This window comes from Amycolatopsis bullii (assembly GCF_014654205.1).
GTDB lineage: Bacteria > Actinomycetota > Actinomycetes > Mycobacteriales > Pseudonocardiaceae > Amycolatopsis > Amycolatopsis plumensis.
On sequence record NZ_BNAW01000012.1, the window covers coordinates 120,604 to 134,171 of the forward strand.

At 70.9% G+C, this 13,568-nt stretch carries 17 protein-coding genes; 8 read left to right on the plus strand and 9 right to left on the minus strand.

The window, feature by feature from the left end:
* Positions 1-26 precede the first annotated feature (26 nt).
* Both IE317_RS16820 and IE317_RS16825 read left to right on the plus strand, forming a co-directional pair.
* Positions 27-551, plus strand: a complete 525-nt coding sequence (locus IE317_RS16820) for a GNAT family N-acetyltransferase (RefSeq protein ID WP_191311035.1) — start codon at positions 27-29, stop codon at positions 549-551.
* Positions 548-1,663 carry an amidohydrolase family protein gene (locus IE317_RS16825; protein WP_191311037.1) on the plus strand — a complete coding sequence of 372 codons (1,116 nt, stop codon included), beginning with the start codon at positions 548-550 and terminating at the stop codon, positions 1,661-1,663. Before IE317_RS16820 ends, IE317_RS16825 begins: the two co-directional genes overlap by 4 nt.
* On the opposite strand, the gene IE317_RS16830 is transcribed toward IE317_RS16825, so the two are convergent.
* Both IE317_RS16830 and IE317_RS16835 read right to left on the minus strand, forming a co-directional pair.
* Positions 1,647-1,826 (minus strand): DUF397 domain-containing protein, encoded by a 180-nt coding sequence (locus IE317_RS16830; protein WP_191311039.1) that lies wholly within the window; start codon positions 1,824-1,826, stop codon positions 1,647-1,649. The two genes, IE317_RS16825 and IE317_RS16830, sit on opposite strands and share 17 nt — an antisense overlap.
* Positions 1,827-1,832: 6 nt before the next feature.
* Positions 1,833-2,684 carry a helix-turn-helix domain-containing protein gene (locus tag IE317_RS16835; protein ID WP_191311041.1) on the minus strand — a complete coding sequence of 284 codons (852 nt, stop codon included), beginning with the start codon at positions 2,682-2,684 and terminating at the stop codon, positions 1,833-1,835.
* A gap of 210 nt (positions 2,685-2,894) precedes the next feature.
* Between IE317_RS16835 and IE317_RS16840 the strand changes: the two genes are divergently transcribed.
* The 3 genes from IE317_RS16840 to IE317_RS16850 are packed head-to-tail and all read left to right on the plus strand — an operon-like array spanning position 2,895 to position 4,666.
* A complete protein-coding gene (locus IE317_RS16840; RefSeq protein ID WP_191311043.1) occupies positions 2,895-3,605 on the plus strand; it encodes a YoaK family protein in 711 nt (236 codons plus the stop codon).
* On the plus strand, positions 3,602-4,213 hold the full coding sequence (locus IE317_RS16845) for a hypothetical protein (protein ID WP_191311045.1): 612 nt from the start codon (positions 3,602-3,604) through the stop codon (positions 4,211-4,213). The genes IE317_RS16840 and IE317_RS16845 overlap by 4 nt, the downstream gene beginning before the upstream one ends.
* 9 nt (positions 4,214-4,222) lie before the next feature.
* Positions 4,223-4,666: a VOC family protein gene (locus IE317_RS16850; protein WP_191311047.1), complete on the plus strand. Its 444-nt coding sequence runs from the start codon at positions 4,223-4,225 to the stop codon at positions 4,664-4,666.
* Here the strand turns inward: IE317_RS16850 and IE317_RS16855 are convergent.
* The 5 genes from IE317_RS16855 to IE317_RS16875 all read right to left on the minus strand — a co-directional run bounded on the left by IE317_RS16855 (position 4,663) and on the right by IE317_RS16875 (position 8,860).
* Entirely contained in the window at positions 4,663-5,400 is a 738-nt protein-coding gene (locus tag IE317_RS16855) for an SDR family NAD(P)-dependent oxidoreductase (protein ID WP_191311049.1), read from the minus strand. The genes IE317_RS16850 and IE317_RS16855 overlap by 4 nt on opposite strands.
* A 75-nt stretch (positions 5,401-5,475) precedes the next feature.
* Positions 5,476-6,339, minus strand: coding sequence for an amino acid ABC transporter permease (locus tag IE317_RS16860; RefSeq protein WP_191311051.1), 864 nt, complete (start codon positions 6,337-6,339; stop codon positions 5,476-5,478).
* Positions 6,340-6,412: 73 nt separating this feature from the next.
* Entirely contained in the window at positions 6,413-7,060 is a 648-nt protein-coding gene (locus tag IE317_RS16865; protein WP_191311053.1) for an amino acid ABC transporter permease, read from the minus strand.
* Between the two features lie 86 nt (positions 7,061-7,146).
* Positions 7,147-8,073, minus strand: coding sequence for a glutamate ABC transporter substrate-binding protein (locus IE317_RS16870; RefSeq protein ID WP_191311055.1), 927 nt, complete (start codon positions 8,071-8,073; stop codon positions 7,147-7,149).
* A gap of 58 nt (positions 8,074-8,131) precedes the next feature.
* Positions 8,132-8,860 carry an amino acid ABC transporter ATP-binding protein gene (locus IE317_RS16875; protein ID WP_003054447.1) on the minus strand — a complete coding sequence of 243 codons (729 nt, stop codon included), beginning with the start codon at positions 8,858-8,860 and terminating at the stop codon, positions 8,132-8,134.
* Between the two features lie 278 nt (positions 8,861-9,138).
* Between IE317_RS16875 and IE317_RS16880 the strand changes: the two genes are divergently transcribed.
* Both IE317_RS16880 and IE317_RS16885 read left to right on the plus strand, forming a co-directional pair.
* Positions 9,139-9,813, plus strand: a complete 675-nt coding sequence (locus IE317_RS16880) for a response regulator transcription factor (RefSeq protein WP_191311144.1) — start codon at positions 9,139-9,141, stop codon at positions 9,811-9,813.
* A 5-nt stretch (positions 9,814-9,818) separates the two neighbouring features.
* On the plus strand, positions 9,819-11,216 hold the full coding sequence (locus tag IE317_RS16885; protein WP_191311057.1) for a sensor histidine kinase: 1,398 nt from the start codon (positions 9,819-9,821) through the stop codon (positions 11,214-11,216).
* On the opposite strand, the gene IE317_RS16890 is transcribed toward IE317_RS16885, so the two are convergent.
* Positions 11,213-12,139 carry a TAXI family TRAP transporter solute-binding subunit gene (locus IE317_RS16890; RefSeq protein ID WP_191311059.1) on the minus strand — a complete coding sequence of 309 codons (927 nt, stop codon included), beginning with the start codon at positions 12,137-12,139 and terminating at the stop codon, positions 11,213-11,215. The genes IE317_RS16885 and IE317_RS16890 overlap by 4 nt on opposite strands.
* A gap of 49 nt (positions 12,140-12,188) precedes the next feature.
* On the minus strand, positions 12,189-12,695 hold the full coding sequence (locus IE317_RS16895; protein ID WP_191311061.1) for a DUF2231 domain-containing protein: 507 nt from the start codon (positions 12,693-12,695) through the stop codon (positions 12,189-12,191).
* Positions 12,696-12,810: 115 nt separating this feature from the next.
* Between IE317_RS16895 and IE317_RS16900 the strand changes: the two genes are divergently transcribed.
* Positions 12,811-13,491 carry a helix-turn-helix transcriptional regulator gene (locus IE317_RS16900; RefSeq protein WP_268246873.1) on the plus strand — a complete coding sequence of 227 codons (681 nt, stop codon included), beginning with the start codon at positions 12,811-12,813 and terminating at the stop codon, positions 13,489-13,491.
* The last annotated feature ends 77 nt before the right edge of the window (positions 13,492-13,568 follow it).

The window sequence follows — 13,568 nt, forward strand, 5'->3', positions numbered from 1 at the left end:
CCGTCCCCACCTGGCATGGTGGGGACATGGAGATCGCACAGCTGCCGCCGTCGGCTGACCACGCCGTGATCGAACGGGTCACGGCGCTGGTCAACCAGGTCTACGCCGAATCCGAGAAGGGGCTCTGGCTCGGGAGCACCGACCGGACGTCCGTCGCCGAGGTCGCCGGGTTCGTGGCGGCCGGGGAGATCGCCGTTGCCTTCGTCGAAGGCGATGTGGCCGGGTCGGTGCGGATCCAGCGGCTCGACGAGGCGACCGGGGAGTTCGGCATGCTCGCCGCCGACCCCGCGCGGCGGGGGACCGGTGTCGGGCGGGAGCTCGTGCGGTTCGCCGAGCGGGTGAGCCGGGACGCCGGGTGCCGGGAGATGCAGCTCGAGTTGCTCGTGCCGCGGGAGTGGACGCATCCGTCGAAGCAGTTCCTGGCCGAGTGGTACGGCCGGCTCGGCTACCGCGTGACGCACCGCGCCGATCTCGCCGAGGACTATCCGCACCTCGCGCCGTCGCTGGCCACGCCGTGCGATTTCCTCATCTACCGCAAGGACCTCGGGTGACGGTGCTGGGTGGGGCGCGCGTGTTCGATCCCGAAACCGGGGAGAGCACCCGCGCGGACGTGCGGCTGGACGGCTCCCGCATCGCCGAGGTCGGCCGGGGCCTGGACGGCCCGCGCGTCGACTGCTCCGGGGGCTTGCTGATCCCCGGGCTCATCGACTGCCACGTGCACGTGGCCTTCCCGCGGCCGGTGCCGTTGCCGCGCAGCGCCCGGATCCTCGAGGCCGTGCCGGTGCTGCGGGGGCTGCTGGCGCGCGGGATCACCACCGTCCGGGACGCTTGGGGCGCCGACGCCGGGTTCAAGCACGCCCTTCGCGAAGGGTGGATCACCGGGCCGGACCTGCTGATCAGCCTGCGTCAACTGGGGCCGACCGGAGGGCTCGGCGACAGCTGGGAACCGCCCGCGGGCGCCGTCGACCACTACGGTGACCCGTCGCTGCCCGACCCGGTGTTCGACGGGCCGGACGCGGCGCGCGCGGCCGTCCGCCGGATGGTGCGGGCGGGCGCCGACTGGATCAAGGTCGGCGCGAGCGGGGCGATGCGGGCGGTGCGCACGGGCACCGACGTCCGGCCGACCGACGACGAGCTCGCCGCACTGGTCGACGAGGCCCGCCGCTGCGGCCGGGACGTGCTGGCCCATGCGCACACCTCCGCGGCGGTCGTCTCGGCCGCCCGCGCCGGGGCGCGCAGCATCGAGCACGGCACCTTCCTCGACGACTCCGCCGTCGAGGCCCTGGCCGGCGCCTGGTACGTGCCGACGCTCTCGCCGATCAGCGACAGCGAATTCGCCGAGACGCACCGCCGCTCGCTGCGGCTCGCGGTGGAAGCCGGGGTCCGTGTCGCCGCCGGGTCCGACCTCGCCCCGCGTCCCCATGTCGACTTGACGACCGAGCTGCGGCTGCTGGCCGGAGTCCTCGGCGAGGCGGCCGCCCTGAAGGCGGCCACCTCCGAGGCCGCCCGGCTGCTCCGGCTCGACGACGACCGCGGCCGGATCCAGCCGGGGTTGCGGGCCGACCTGGTGCTGCTGGACGGCACGGACCTCGACGTGACCGACCTGCCCGGGCGGATCCGGGCGGTCTGGCGGGACGGGGAGCGAGTCAGCGCAGGGAGCTGAGCAGGGCGCTCCACGCGGGGTGGGGGACGGTCAGGTGCCCGGCGGCGGGCGCCTTCGAGTCGCGGACCGCGGTGGCCTCGGAAGTCAGGGCCACCTCCACGCAGGTCTGGTGTTCCTGGCCTTCACTGTGGCTGCTCTTGAACCAAGTTCGCTCTCGGGCCACCCTCGATCACTCCCTCAGGCGTTCGTACTCCTCCGCGAACCGGACGAGCCACTCCCGTGATTGTCCCTCGGAAAGGGCCACTTGTTCCAGGCGTGTGACGAGAAGGTAGAACGCCTCCACCGCGATGCGGTCGTCCACGAACAAGCCGGCGGTGTAGGTCTCTTCGTAGACGACCGGTGCGTGTTCGGGGAACTCCATGACGGTGAAGGTGGTGCTCAGCACGCGGAACGTGGGATCCGACTCCGGCACCACCCGGATGACGCAGTGCGGCAGGTTCGCGGTCAGCACGAGGTTCTGCAGCTGCTCGTGCATGAGCGCCGGGTGCCCCACGACCGAGCGCAAAGCGCGCTCGTGCACGAAGAAGGTGCAGATCGGCGGGGTGTGGCGCTGCAGCAGCTGCTGCCGGTCCACGCGGGCCCGGGTCAGCATGCCGAGGCGGTCGGAGGTGTAGCGCCCGGTGAGTTCGAAACAGGTGCGGACGTACTCCTCCGTCTGCAGCATCCCGGGGATGGCAGCCGGGCTGTAGTAGACCATCGAACGCGCGAGGTTTTCCTGGATGATGAGGGACTTCATCGGGTCGACGAGCTTGTCGAAGTAGGGGCGCACCCAGTAGAGGTCGCCGGGCGGCTTGACCAGCTCGAGGAGCCGCGCCCGTTCGGCCGCCTTCGTGCCGCAGTGGGCGAGGTAGATCGCGGCGTCGATCGGGGAGATGCGCCGCCCGTTCTCCCAGGCCGAGACTTTCGACGCGGACCAGTCCGCGCGGCGGGCAAGCTCGCGCAGGGTCAGCCGTTTCAGCTCGCGCTGGCTCTTGAGTTCGTAGGCCATTTCCCGGGTGCGTACCGTGCTCTTTTCGGTCATGCCACGGACGGTAGAGGGGGCCTCCGACAAAACGTCGCCCGCCGCGCGCGGATTCACCGCAAGGAGGTCGCTGTTTCGGCTGTGTGACACCGGAATCGGCTCACGAAGGGCTGCGAAGCGGCTTCGCGCGGCGAAGGCGCTTCGCGGTTTCTTAAACGGTATCTCGAATATCGATTTGGAAATGTCGGGCGGCCGGTGTTGAATGCAGGCATGGCACCACCGAAACCGCGGGACCTGGCCGCGCTGCTGCTGACGCTGACCGTCGTCACCGGGGTGGTCGACGCCGTCAGCTTCCTCGGGCTGGGGCGGGTCTTCGTCGCCAACATGACCGGGAACGTCGTGTTCCTCGGGTTCGCCGCGGCGGGGGAGACGACGCTGTCGGTGCTCGCGTCGCTGACCGCCGTGCTCGCCTTCCTGGCCGGCGCGCTCGCCGGCGGGCGGCTGGCCCGGCGCGAGGACGACTACGACGCCCTCCGGCAGGCGACCGCGGTGCAGGCGGCGCTGATCGCGGTGGCCGTCGCGCTGTCGGCGACCCTCGGCGGCGGCATCCGACTGGGCGCCGAACTGCTGATCGTCGTGCTCGGGCTGGCGATGGGCCTGCAGAACGCGGCCGTCCGGCGGATCGGCGCGCCCGACCTGACGACGACCGTGCTGACGATGACGCTGACCGGCTTCGCGGCCGACTCGAAGGCCGCCGGTGGGCCGGGGTCGCACCCGCTGCGGAAGGTCGCCGCCGTGGGTGCCATGCTCGCCGGGGCCTTCGCGGGCGGGCTGCTGCAGCTGCACGTCGCGATGTGGGCCGCGCTGGGGGTGGCGCTCGTGCTGGTCCTCGGGGTGCTCGCCGTGCTGCACCACGCGCGGCGGAAGGGTGCCGAAGGGGAATCTTCGTCCACAGAGGACGTATCGGGGGAGCAGGGATGACTTACGGAAGCGTACGGCTGTACCGGCGGGACTGGTCACCGGAGCAGGTGCATCGCCGGGTGGACTCGCTCGCGGCGGCCGGGATGGTGCTGGGCCACCTCCGGACCGGGCGGATCACCGCGCTCAGCGGGGAGTGGGAAACCTGCGGCGAGCAGGTCGAAATGGACCGGGAAAGCCTGCTGGCCGCCATGATCGGGCTGGACGAGAAGCAGTTCACCTTCCAGTACTGGATGACCGGCGACGAGGACGCCGACGTCACCTGCACGCTGACGCGGCTGGGCGACGTGGTCGTCGAGGACTACGACCTCGACGGCTTCGGCGGTCCGGTCTACCGAAAGGGACAGGACACGGTGATCCGCCCGCTGCTGGCCGAGTTCCGGGCGACCGGGCCGTCCGCGGTCGGGCTGGTCGTCGACCGCTGGGGGCCCGCGCTCGACACCGACCTCGACGACATCGTGACCGGCGGGCCGACTCCGGTCACGGTGGTGCCGGAGCTGATGGTGTTGCGGCCCGACATCGCCCGCCGGAACTTCGAGCCCGGACGCCTGGTTCCGTTCGGAAGCTTCCTCGCCCGCGACACGGACGAGATCCTCGCCCTGGCTCGTTAACATGCCCGCATGGCCATCAAACTGGAGAACGTCGGCATCGCCGTTCGCGACCTCGAAGCCACGATCGCCTTCTTCACCGATCTGGGGCTCACCGTCGTCGGCCGGGACACGGTCAGTGGTGAGTGGACCGACACCGCCGTCGGTCTCGATGGGAACCACGCCCGCATTGCCATGCTTCAGACGCCGGACGGTCACGGCCGCCTCGAGCTCTTCGAGTACATCCATCCCGAAGCGATCGAAACGACGCCCACTCTTCCCAACGAGATCGGCATGCACCGCGTTGCCTTCTCCGTCGACGACATCGACAAAGCGCTCGAGACAGCCGCGAAGCACGGTTGCTTTCCGCTTCGGGGCGTCGCGACCTACGAGGACGTCTACAAGCTCACCTACGTCCGCGGTCCCAGCGGCATCATCGTGATGCTCGCCGAAGAACTGAAGAAAAACGACGGCTAACCGAGCGAGCGGCCGCCGTCGACCAGCAGGCGCTGGCCGGTGATGAAGCCCGCCTCCTCCGAGGCGAAGAAACTCACCGCCGCGGCCACGTCGTCCGGGGTGCCCAGGCGGCCCGCCGGGACCGATGCCAGGTAGGCCGCACGCTCGGCCTCCGGCACCTCCGCGTGCCGCTCCACCGGGATGAACCCGGGCGCCACCGTGTTGACCGTGATGCCGTCCGGAGCCAGCTCGCGCGCCCACGCGCGGACCAGGCCGATCTGGGCGCTCTTGGCCGTCACGTACGCCGAGCGGCCGGGTGGCGGGCGGTCCGCCACCTCCGAGTCGACGTGCACGATGCGGCCGTGGCGGCGTGCGCGCATCCCCGGCAGCACCGCGTGGCCCAGCAGCACCGGCGACCGCACGAAGAAGTCCAGCTGGGCCAGGTGATCCGGCCAGTCCACACCGGCCAGCGGGGCTTCCGGCTGGGGGCCGGTCGCGTTGAGCACCAGCACCCCGATCGGGCCCAGCAACGCCGTGACCGCGTCGACGAGGTCGCCGGCCTGGCGCCGGTCGGTGACGTCCGCGGCGAACGCCGCCGCCCGGCCGCCTTCGGCGAGGATGCTCTCCGCGGCCGTCTTCAGGTCGGCGTTGTCGTGACGGCCGTTGACCGCGACGGCGAACCCGTCGCGGGCCAGCCGGCGCGCGATCACCCGGCCCAGGCCGCGGGAACTGCCGGTCACCAGTGCGACACCCATGCCGCCGACGCTAGGGGACACCCCGGGACACGACAAGGCCCCCGGGACGTGTCCCGGGGGCCTCGAACGGGTGACTCAGGTGCCGGCGGAGACGAGGGCCGCCTCTCCCGTGGCCGGGGGTGCTTCCACGACCTTCTTGTTGCGGCGGTTGCGCCGCTCCAGGTACGTCGCCAGCGCCGTCAGCAGCAGGCACATCACGACGTAGATGGCGGTCGCCACGATCGTCGACGGCACGATCGGCCGCCCGAACGTGCCTTGCGAACCGATGTAGCGGGCGTAGTACAGCAGCTCCTGGTAGGTGATGATGAAGCCGAGCGCGGTGTCCTTCAGCAGGACGACGAGCTGGCTGATGATCGTCGGCAGCATCGCCCGGATCGCCTGCGGCAGTAGGACCAGGAACATCACCTGGGTCTTGCGCATGCCCAGCGCGTACGCGGCTTCGCTCTGGCCCTTCGGCAGCGACTGGATGCCCGCCCGGAAGACCTCGGCGAGCACCGAGCCGTTGTACAGCGTCAGGCCGAGGACCACGCCGAGGAACGGGCTCGTCGGCACGCCGACGGTCGGCAGGCCGAAGTAGAACAGGAACATCAGGATCAGCGCGGGAATGGCGCGGAAGAACTCGACGACGAACCCGGAGATCCGGCGGACCCAGGCGTGGTCCGACAGCCGGCCGGCCGCGAAGATCGCCCCGAAGATCAGCGCCAGCACGGCCGCGGCGGCGAACGCCTGGAGCGTCGAGAGCACCGCATTGCCCAGGTCGCGCTGCACCTGCGCGTACTGCAGCCACTCCCACTTGCGGGCGGTGAACTGGCCGCTGTCGTAGAAGCGCCACCCGATGTAGGCGACGAACGCGAGGACCACGAGCGTGCCGAGCACCGCGTACGTGCGGTACCGCAGCCGCGCCTTCGGCCCCGGGACGTCGAACAGCACGTTGCTCATGCGCACACCTCGCTGACGCTCGGTGCGGCCTGAGCCGCAGGCGCAGTGTTGAATGATTCGGTCGCAAGCTCCCTCATCGGGCCACGCTCCAGCGCTTCTCCAGGCTGCGTTGGACGAACGACAGCACGGCGACCAGGATGATGAAGCCGAGCGCGACCCACAGCAGGCCGACCAGCTGGTTCTCGCCGCGTTCGGACAGGTACGAGCGGATCGCGCCGGCCTCGGCGACCGAGAAACCGGCCGCGATGGTGGTGTTCTTCAGCAACGCGATCAGCGTGCTGATCAGCGGCGGGACGACCGAGCGCAGCGCCTGCGGCAGCACGACCTGGCCGAGGATCTGGCCGAAGGTCAGCCCCAGCGCCCGGCCCGCCTCGGCCTGGCCGACCGGCACGGTGTTGATGCCCGAGCGCACGACCTCGCAGATGAACGCCGAGGTGTACACGATCAGGGCGGTCACGGCGGCCGGGAAGTAGTCGAGCTTGACGATGTCCAGCAGCGGGTACGCGAACACGAAGAACGCGAACACCAGGGTGAGCGGCGTGTTCCGGGCGATCGTCACGTACGCCGTGCCGACGGCGCGGAAGACGGGGACCGGGCTCACCCGCAGCATGGCCAGGATGGTGCCCCAGATCAGGCTGCCCACGGCCGAGAGCAGGAACAGTTCGATCGTGGTGAGGAAGAACGGACCGAACAGGTCCAGGTTGTTGAGCAGGACGTCCATGGAGCCTTCCCCGCGTCCGTGGTCAGGTGGTGGATGGAGAAGGCCGGTGGACCGGGAAGCCCGATCCACCGGCCGTCACGCGAGCGTCAGTACTTCTCGAGGGTCGGCTTCTTGGCGGGCGAACCCGACTTGCCGAGCGTCGCGGCGTAGATCTTGTCCCAGGTGCCGTCGTCCAGCGCCTTCTGCAGGATCTCGTTGACCTTGTCGCGCAGGACCTTGTCGTCCTTGTTCAGGCCGATGCCGTACTTCTCCGTGGAGAACGTCTGGCCGACGACCTTCAGGTTGTCCGGGTCCTGGGCCGCGTAGCCCTTGAGGATCGCGTCGTCGGTGGTGACCGCGTCGACGTCCTTCGACAGCAGCTTCTCGACGCACTGCGAGTACTTCTGGAACTCGACGATGTTGCCCGGCTCGGTCAGGTTCTCCGAGCGGACCTTCTGGATCGGGGTCGAGCCGGTGACCGAGCAGACCTTCTTGCCCTTGAGGGTGTCCTTGCCGGTGATCGAGCTGTCGTCCTTGCGCACCAGCAGGTCCTGGCCGGCGACGAAGTACGGGCCGGCGAAGGAGACGAGCGCCTTGCGCTTGTCGGTGATCGAGTACGTGCCGACGTAGTAGTTCACGTCGCCGTTCGCGATCGTCTGCTCACGGGCGCCCGAGTCGACCGTGCGGAAGGTGATCTTCTCCGGGTCGAAGCCGAGGCCGGCCGAGACGAGCTTGGCGATCTCGATGTCGAAGCCGCCGAACTTGCCGGTCGTCGGGTCCTTCAGGCCGAGGCCCGGCTGGTCGTCCTTGGCGCCGACGGTCAGCGCGCCCGCCGACTTCATCTTGGCGAACACCGGCGAGCCCTGCAGGTCGACGCCCTGCGCGACCGGGTAGCTCAGCGCCGCCGGGGCGTTCGTGCCGCTCTGGTCGCCCGAGCCCGGCGAAGCCGGTGTGCCTTCCTTGCCACAGGCGGTCAGCGTGGTCAGCGCCAGGCCACCGGCGAGCAGTCCCACCGCAAGGGTGCGGATCCTCATGTGAATCTCTCCTGTGTGTCGTCACCCGGACGCCGACGGCGCCGCGGAACGTTGGTTCTCAGTGAGTCAGGATCTTGCCGAGGAAGTCCTTCGCGCGCTCGCTCTTCGGCGCGGTGAAGAACTCTTCGGGTGTCGTGTCCTCGACGATCTCGCCGTCGGCCATGAAGATCACCCGATCGGCTGCCCTCCGGGCGAAGCCCATTTCGTGGGTGACGACGAGCATCGTCATGCCGTCCTTGGCCAGACCGGTCATCACGTCGAGGACCTCCTGGACCATCTCCGGGTCCAGTGCCGAGGTCGGCTCGTCGAACAACATGACCTTGGGCCGCATGGCCAGCGCCCGCGCGATGGCGACGCGCTGCTGCTGACCACCCGAAAGCTGCGCCGGGTACTTGTCGGCCTGGTTGGCGATGCCGACCCGCTCCAGCAGCTCCATCGCGGTCTTGCGCGCTTCGGCCTGCGAGGTCTTGCGGACCTTCACCGGCGCGAGCATCACGTTCTCGACGATGGTCTTGTGCGCGAACAGGTTGAACGACTGGAACACCATGCCGACGTCGGCCCGCAGCGCGGCCAGTGCCTTGCCCTCGGCGGGCAGCGGGACGCCGTCGACGGCGATCTCGCCCGAGTTGATCGGCTCCAGCCGGTTGATCGCCCGGCACAGGGTCGACTTGCCCGAACCCGACGGGCCGAGCACCACGACGACCTGGCCGCGAGGCACCTCGAGCGTGATCTCCCTGAGCACGTGCAGGTCGCCGAAGTACTTGTTCACGGCGGACGCCTTGATCATCGGCGCCGCCACCTCCGCGGTCATCTGGCCTCCCGGGTCGTTCGTGCAAATCGGGCATGGGTCACCACGCGATGGCGAGAACCTACCGTTGCTTTACCGGCTGGCAAGGCCGCTTGAGCAATACTTAGGGTTTCAAGTGAGTATCGATGTCCAATTTGGCGGGTGTCCACCCGAGGTCACGGGGAGTGACCGTCCGGGTGGCCGGTGCGGGAGCCGCCCGGACGTCCTAGAGTTCGCGTCACCGGCCGGTGGAGCAGGTCACCATGGGAGGCGGACGGGTGCGGGTGCTGCTGGTGGAGGACGACGACCGGGTCGCGGGTGCGCTCATCCCGGCGCTGACCCGCCGTGGCCTGGCGATCGCCCGGCTGGCCACCGGCGCCGGCGTGCTCGACCGGGTGCACGAGGTCGACGTCATCCTGCTCGACCTCGGCCTGCCGGACATCGACGGCGTGACGCTGTGCCGCCAGATCCGCGCGGTCAGCGACGTCGCGATCATCGTCGTCTCGGCGCGCGGCGAGGTCGACGACCGGATCCAGGGCCTGCGCGCGGGCGCCGACGACTACCTGGTCAAGCCCTACGACGTCGAGGAGCTGCTCGCCCGGGTCGAGGCCGTGCGCCGCCGCCGCGGGGAGCACCCCGCCGCCGAGCCGGTGGTCATCCGGGTCGGGGACGTCACCGTCGACGTCTCGCGGCACGAGGTGCTGGTCGGCGGCAAGGCGGTCGCGCTGTCCCGCAAGGAGTTCCAGGTGCTGGCGCTGGTGGCGGGCGCGCGCGGCGCGGTCTGCTCGCGTGAGCACGTGCTCACCGAGGTGTGGGGCCACCGCGGCCCGGCGGAGAGCCGTTCGCTGGACGTCCACGTCGCGACGCTGCGGACGAAGCTGGGCCGTCCGGCGCTCATCGAAACGGTCCGCGGGGTCGGGTACCGGCTCGGCGGCCAGGTCGCCCGGAGCTGAGGGGCGTGCGCGTCCGGCTGCAGGGCATCGTGCTGACGCTGGTGGCGTTGCTGGTGTTCGGCCTGGGCATCCCGCTGGCCAGGAGCATCGCGGCCGGCGCGCAGCAGGACCTGTTCCTCGACCGGCTGACCGACACGGCCCGGTTCGCGTCGCTGGCGCAGCGGCCGCTGCTGGACAACAAGGCGTCGCTGATCGAGCCCGACTTGACCCGCTACCACGAGGTGTACGGCGTCCAGGCGGCGGTCGTCGACCAGGACGGCAAGCTGTTCGCCTCGTCGGTCGTGCCGTCCGCCCCGCAGATCGATCTGAACGACGAGCGGATCAGCGGGCCGGTCCACGAGGCGCTGGCCGGGCGCCGCTCCCAGCCCGCGGGGGTGCTGATGCCGTGGGATTCGACGCCGCTGGTGCTCGCCGAGCCGGTGCTCGCCGACGGCGAGGTGCACGGCGCGGTGCTCACCGTGTCCGACACCGGCGCCGAGCGCGCGGACGTGCTGTGGTGGTGGCTGCTGCTCACCGCGGGCGGGATCCTCGCCTTCACCTTGGCCTTGGCCGTGGCGGTCCCGGTGGTCCGCTGGATCCTGCGGCCGGTGCACCGGCTCGACGACGCGACCGGTGCGCTGGTGGCGTCGGTGGTCAGCGGCCGCGAGGCCGAGCCGGTGGGGGAAAGCGGCGGGCCGCCGGAGCTGCGGCAGCTCGGCCGCTCGTTCGACCGGATGGCGTCGAGCGTGTCGGGCGCGCTGGCGGCGCAGCGCGCGTTCGTCGCCGATGCGTCCCACCAGCTGCGCAACCCGCTGACGGCGCTGAAGATCCGGCTGGGCAACCTCGAAGGCCACGTCGACGACGAGCCGGCGGCCGCCGACCTGGAGGCGGCCCGGGTCGACGCGGGCCGACTGCACCAGATCCTGGACGGGCTGCTGTCGATGGCCCGCGCCGAGGCTTCCGGTGGCGAGCTGGACCCGGTGGTGCTGGACGAGGCCGTGGCGGAGCGGGTCGCGGACTGGTCGGTGGTCGGCGAGGCCCGCGACGTGCGGCTGGTGGTGGAGACGTCCGGCGACGGGGCACGCGTGTGCATGCCGCCGCGGGGCGCCGAGACGATCTTGGACGCGTTGCTGGACAACGCGCTGAAGTTCACCGCGTCGGGCACGGAGATCCTGATTGCGGTCGCTCGTTCGGGCGACCGGGTGCGGTTGTCGGTGCGTGACCACGGGCCGGGGCTGCCCCCGGACGAGCTCGATCGGGCACTGGACCGGTTCTGGCGCAGCCCGGCGCACCAGAACGTGCCGGGGTCGGGGCTGGGGCTGGCGATCGTGAGCGAGATCGTCGCGCATTCGGACGGGGAACTGGAGCTGGACCTGCCGGAGGGCGGCGGGCTGCGGATCTCGATGGTGTTCCCGGTGGCTTAGGTCTTCTGCGACCGGTAATACCGCAGCGCGCCCGGGTGCAGCGGGATCGGCTGGGTCTCGATGCCCGGGTGGACATCGATCGACAAGGCCGCCGAGTTCGCGCTCGCCAGCTCGTGGCGGGCGTCGAACAGGCCGCGGACCAGGGCCTCGGCCACGTCGTCCGGCATCGACTTCGGGACCACCAGGAAGTTCGGCACCACCAGCGTCGTCACCGGGAGGAGCTCCTTGTACGTGCTCGCCGGGATCGTGGCGGTGCTGTAAACCTGGCTGCGTGCCTGCACCTTCGGCATCACGTCGGCGAGGTCGAGCAGGTGGAGCCGGCCCTGGTTCTCCGGCTCCAGCAGCTTCGGCGTGGGCAGGCCGCCGGACCAGAAGAACGCGTCGACCTCGTGGTTGCGCAGCGCGAGGACGGATTCGTCGAGGCCGCGGGTGGTCGTGCTGACCGAGTCCTGCAGCCCGAGCAGGTTCAGCAGCCAGTTGGCGATGTACTCGACGCCGGACTGCGGTGAGCCGATCGCGACCCGGTGGCCCCTCAGCTGGGACACCGACCGGATGTCGGAGTCGGAGCGGACGACGACGTGCAGGTAGTCGTCGTGGATCCGGGCGAGCGCGGCGAAACCGGGCCGGTCCTGGTACTGGGCCGCGGCGACGTCGGCCGCGACGAAGGCGACGTCGGCCTCGCCGGCGAGCACCTTGGCGACGTTGTCCGGCGAGCCCTGGGTCTGCAGCACCTGCGGCCGGTCGACGTCCAGGCCGGTCTGCCACGCGCTGGCGAGGGTCTGGGCGAGCTTGTAGTAGACGCCGCCGGAGTTGCCCGCGGCGATCCGCAGCTTGAGGCCGCCGAACCCGGTGGTGCAGGCGGTGAGCACCAGCAGGAGGGCGGCCGCGATCGCGAGTCCGCGGGTCCGCCTCCAGCCGGTCACGGCCCGATCGTGCCAGACTCCCGGCCCGGCGGGGCAGGTCACCCGCGGTTCAGGAGCGGTAGCCCTCCGCCTGGGTGGCTTCGGCGGCGACGCGAACGCCGTAGCGGTAGGCCAGCTTGCCGCCCAGGTAGCCCGACACCCCGAGCGCCAGCAGCGCGACGATCGACAGCACGAACGGCCCCGCCCCGACCGGCCCCTCGTCGGTCGCCCGGCGCCAGAAGAACCCCACGACGAAGGCGGCCGTCACCGCCAGGTTGAGGCTCATGTGCGTCAACCCCGTGCGGAACGCACGGGTGCCGCGGGGGATCGCCAGCAGGTCCAGCGCGCCGACGAGGGCGGCCGCGAGCGCGCCGACGACGCCGATGGCGATCAGCCAGAGCGCACCGCGGGCCAGGTAGCCCGGGTCGTCGACGATCAGCGACCCGATGTCGAACACCAGGCTCGACACCCAGGCGCCGATCGGGACGGTGACCAGGATCGGGTGGAACGGATGCCCGTACGGTCCGGCCAGCACCGCGTTCACCGGCTGCTTCGACTGCTCGACGTGCTGGGTCATGGCGGCTCCTTTTCGCCAATGAAGTTTGGTCTTATTTGCGGGAGGGGTCAAGGCGAGCTGGTCAGCGTGACCCGATCGGAGTCAAGGGACAGCAATTCGGTGTTAGCCTGCGGGCGTGGAGCCGATCACCGCGGTGGCCGCGCTGGACGACCCGTCGCGGCGCGGCATGTACGCGCACATCCGCCGGGCGCGGCGCCCGGTCACCCGGGACGAGGCCGCCGAGGCGGTCGGGATCTCGCGCAAGCTGGCGGCTTTCCACCTCGACAAGCTCGTCGCGGCCGGGCTGCTGCAGACCCGGTACGAATTCGCCGGCGGCGTCCGCAAGGTCGGCCGCGCCCCCAAGGTGTACGAACCCTCCGGCGTCGAAGTGCGCGTCAGCATCCCGCCGCGCCACCACGACGTCCTCGCCGGAATCCTGCTGGACGCCGTCCTCGAGGAACGCGGCGGCGAGACGGCCCGCGACGCCGCTCTGCGTGCCGCGCACCGGCACGGCGAGGTGCTCGGCGCCGCCGAACGCGAGCGGGTCCGGCCCGGGCGCCTGGGCACCGAGCGGGCCCTGACCCTGGCCACGGCGCTGGTCGAGCGGCACGGCTTCGAACCGGACCGGGAAACCCCCGCCTGCCTGCGGCTGCGCAACTGCCCGTTCCACCCGCTCGCGGCGAAGGCACCCGAGCTGGTGTGCGGCATCAACCAGGCGTTCCTCGGCGGGGTGCTCGACGGACTGCAGGCGGCGACGGTCGAAGCCGTGCTCGACCCGCGGGCGGGGGAGTGCTGCGTGGAGCTGCGGCCCGCCTAGTTCACCGGTTGCGTCCAATTAGGACGGACAGCCCACGTCGTGCCCTCGGCGGACTGCTGGTCGGCGCCCGCCGTCGA

Coding starts and splice junctions, on each gene's coding strand:
- IE317_RS16840 (WP_191311043.1), top strand. CDS start 2,895: ATGGCACCACCGAAACCGCGGGACCTGGCCGCGCTGCTGCTGACGCTG.
- IE317_RS16820 (WP_191311035.1), top strand. CDS start 27: ATGGAGATCGCACAGCTGCCGCCGTCGGCTGACCACGCCGTGATCGAA.
- IE317_RS16870 (WP_191311055.1), bottom strand. CDS start 8,073: ATGAGGATCCGCACCCTTGCGGTGGGACTGCTCGCCGGTGGCCTGGCG.
- IE317_RS16845 (WP_191311045.1), top strand. CDS start 3,602: ATGACTTACGGAAGCGTACGGCTGTACCGGCGGGACTGGTCACCGGAG.
- IE317_RS16835 (WP_191311041.1), bottom strand. CDS start 2,684: ATGACCGAAAAGAGCACGGTACGCACCCGGGAAATGGCCTACGAACTC.
- IE317_RS16860 (WP_191311051.1), bottom strand. CDS start 6,339: ATGAGCAACGTGCTGTTCGACGTCCCGGGGCCGAAGGCGCGGCTGCGG.
- IE317_RS16895 (WP_191311061.1), bottom strand. CDS start 12,695: ATGACCCAGCACGTCGAGCAGTCGAAGCAGCCGGTGAACGCGGTGCTG.
- IE317_RS16865 (WP_191311053.1), bottom strand. CDS start 7,060: ATGGACGTCCTGCTCAACAACCTGGACCTGTTCGGTCCGTTCTTCCTC.
- IE317_RS16875 (WP_003054447.1), bottom strand. CDS start 8,860: ATGATCAAGGCGTCCGCCGTGAACAAGTACTTCGGCGACCTGCACGTG.
- IE317_RS16850 (WP_191311047.1), top strand. CDS start 4,223: ATGGCCATCAAACTGGAGAACGTCGGCATCGCCGTTCGCGACCTCGAA.
- IE317_RS16855 (WP_191311049.1), bottom strand. CDS start 5,400: ATGGGTGTCGCACTGGTGACCGGCAGTTCCCGCGGCCTGGGCCGGGTG.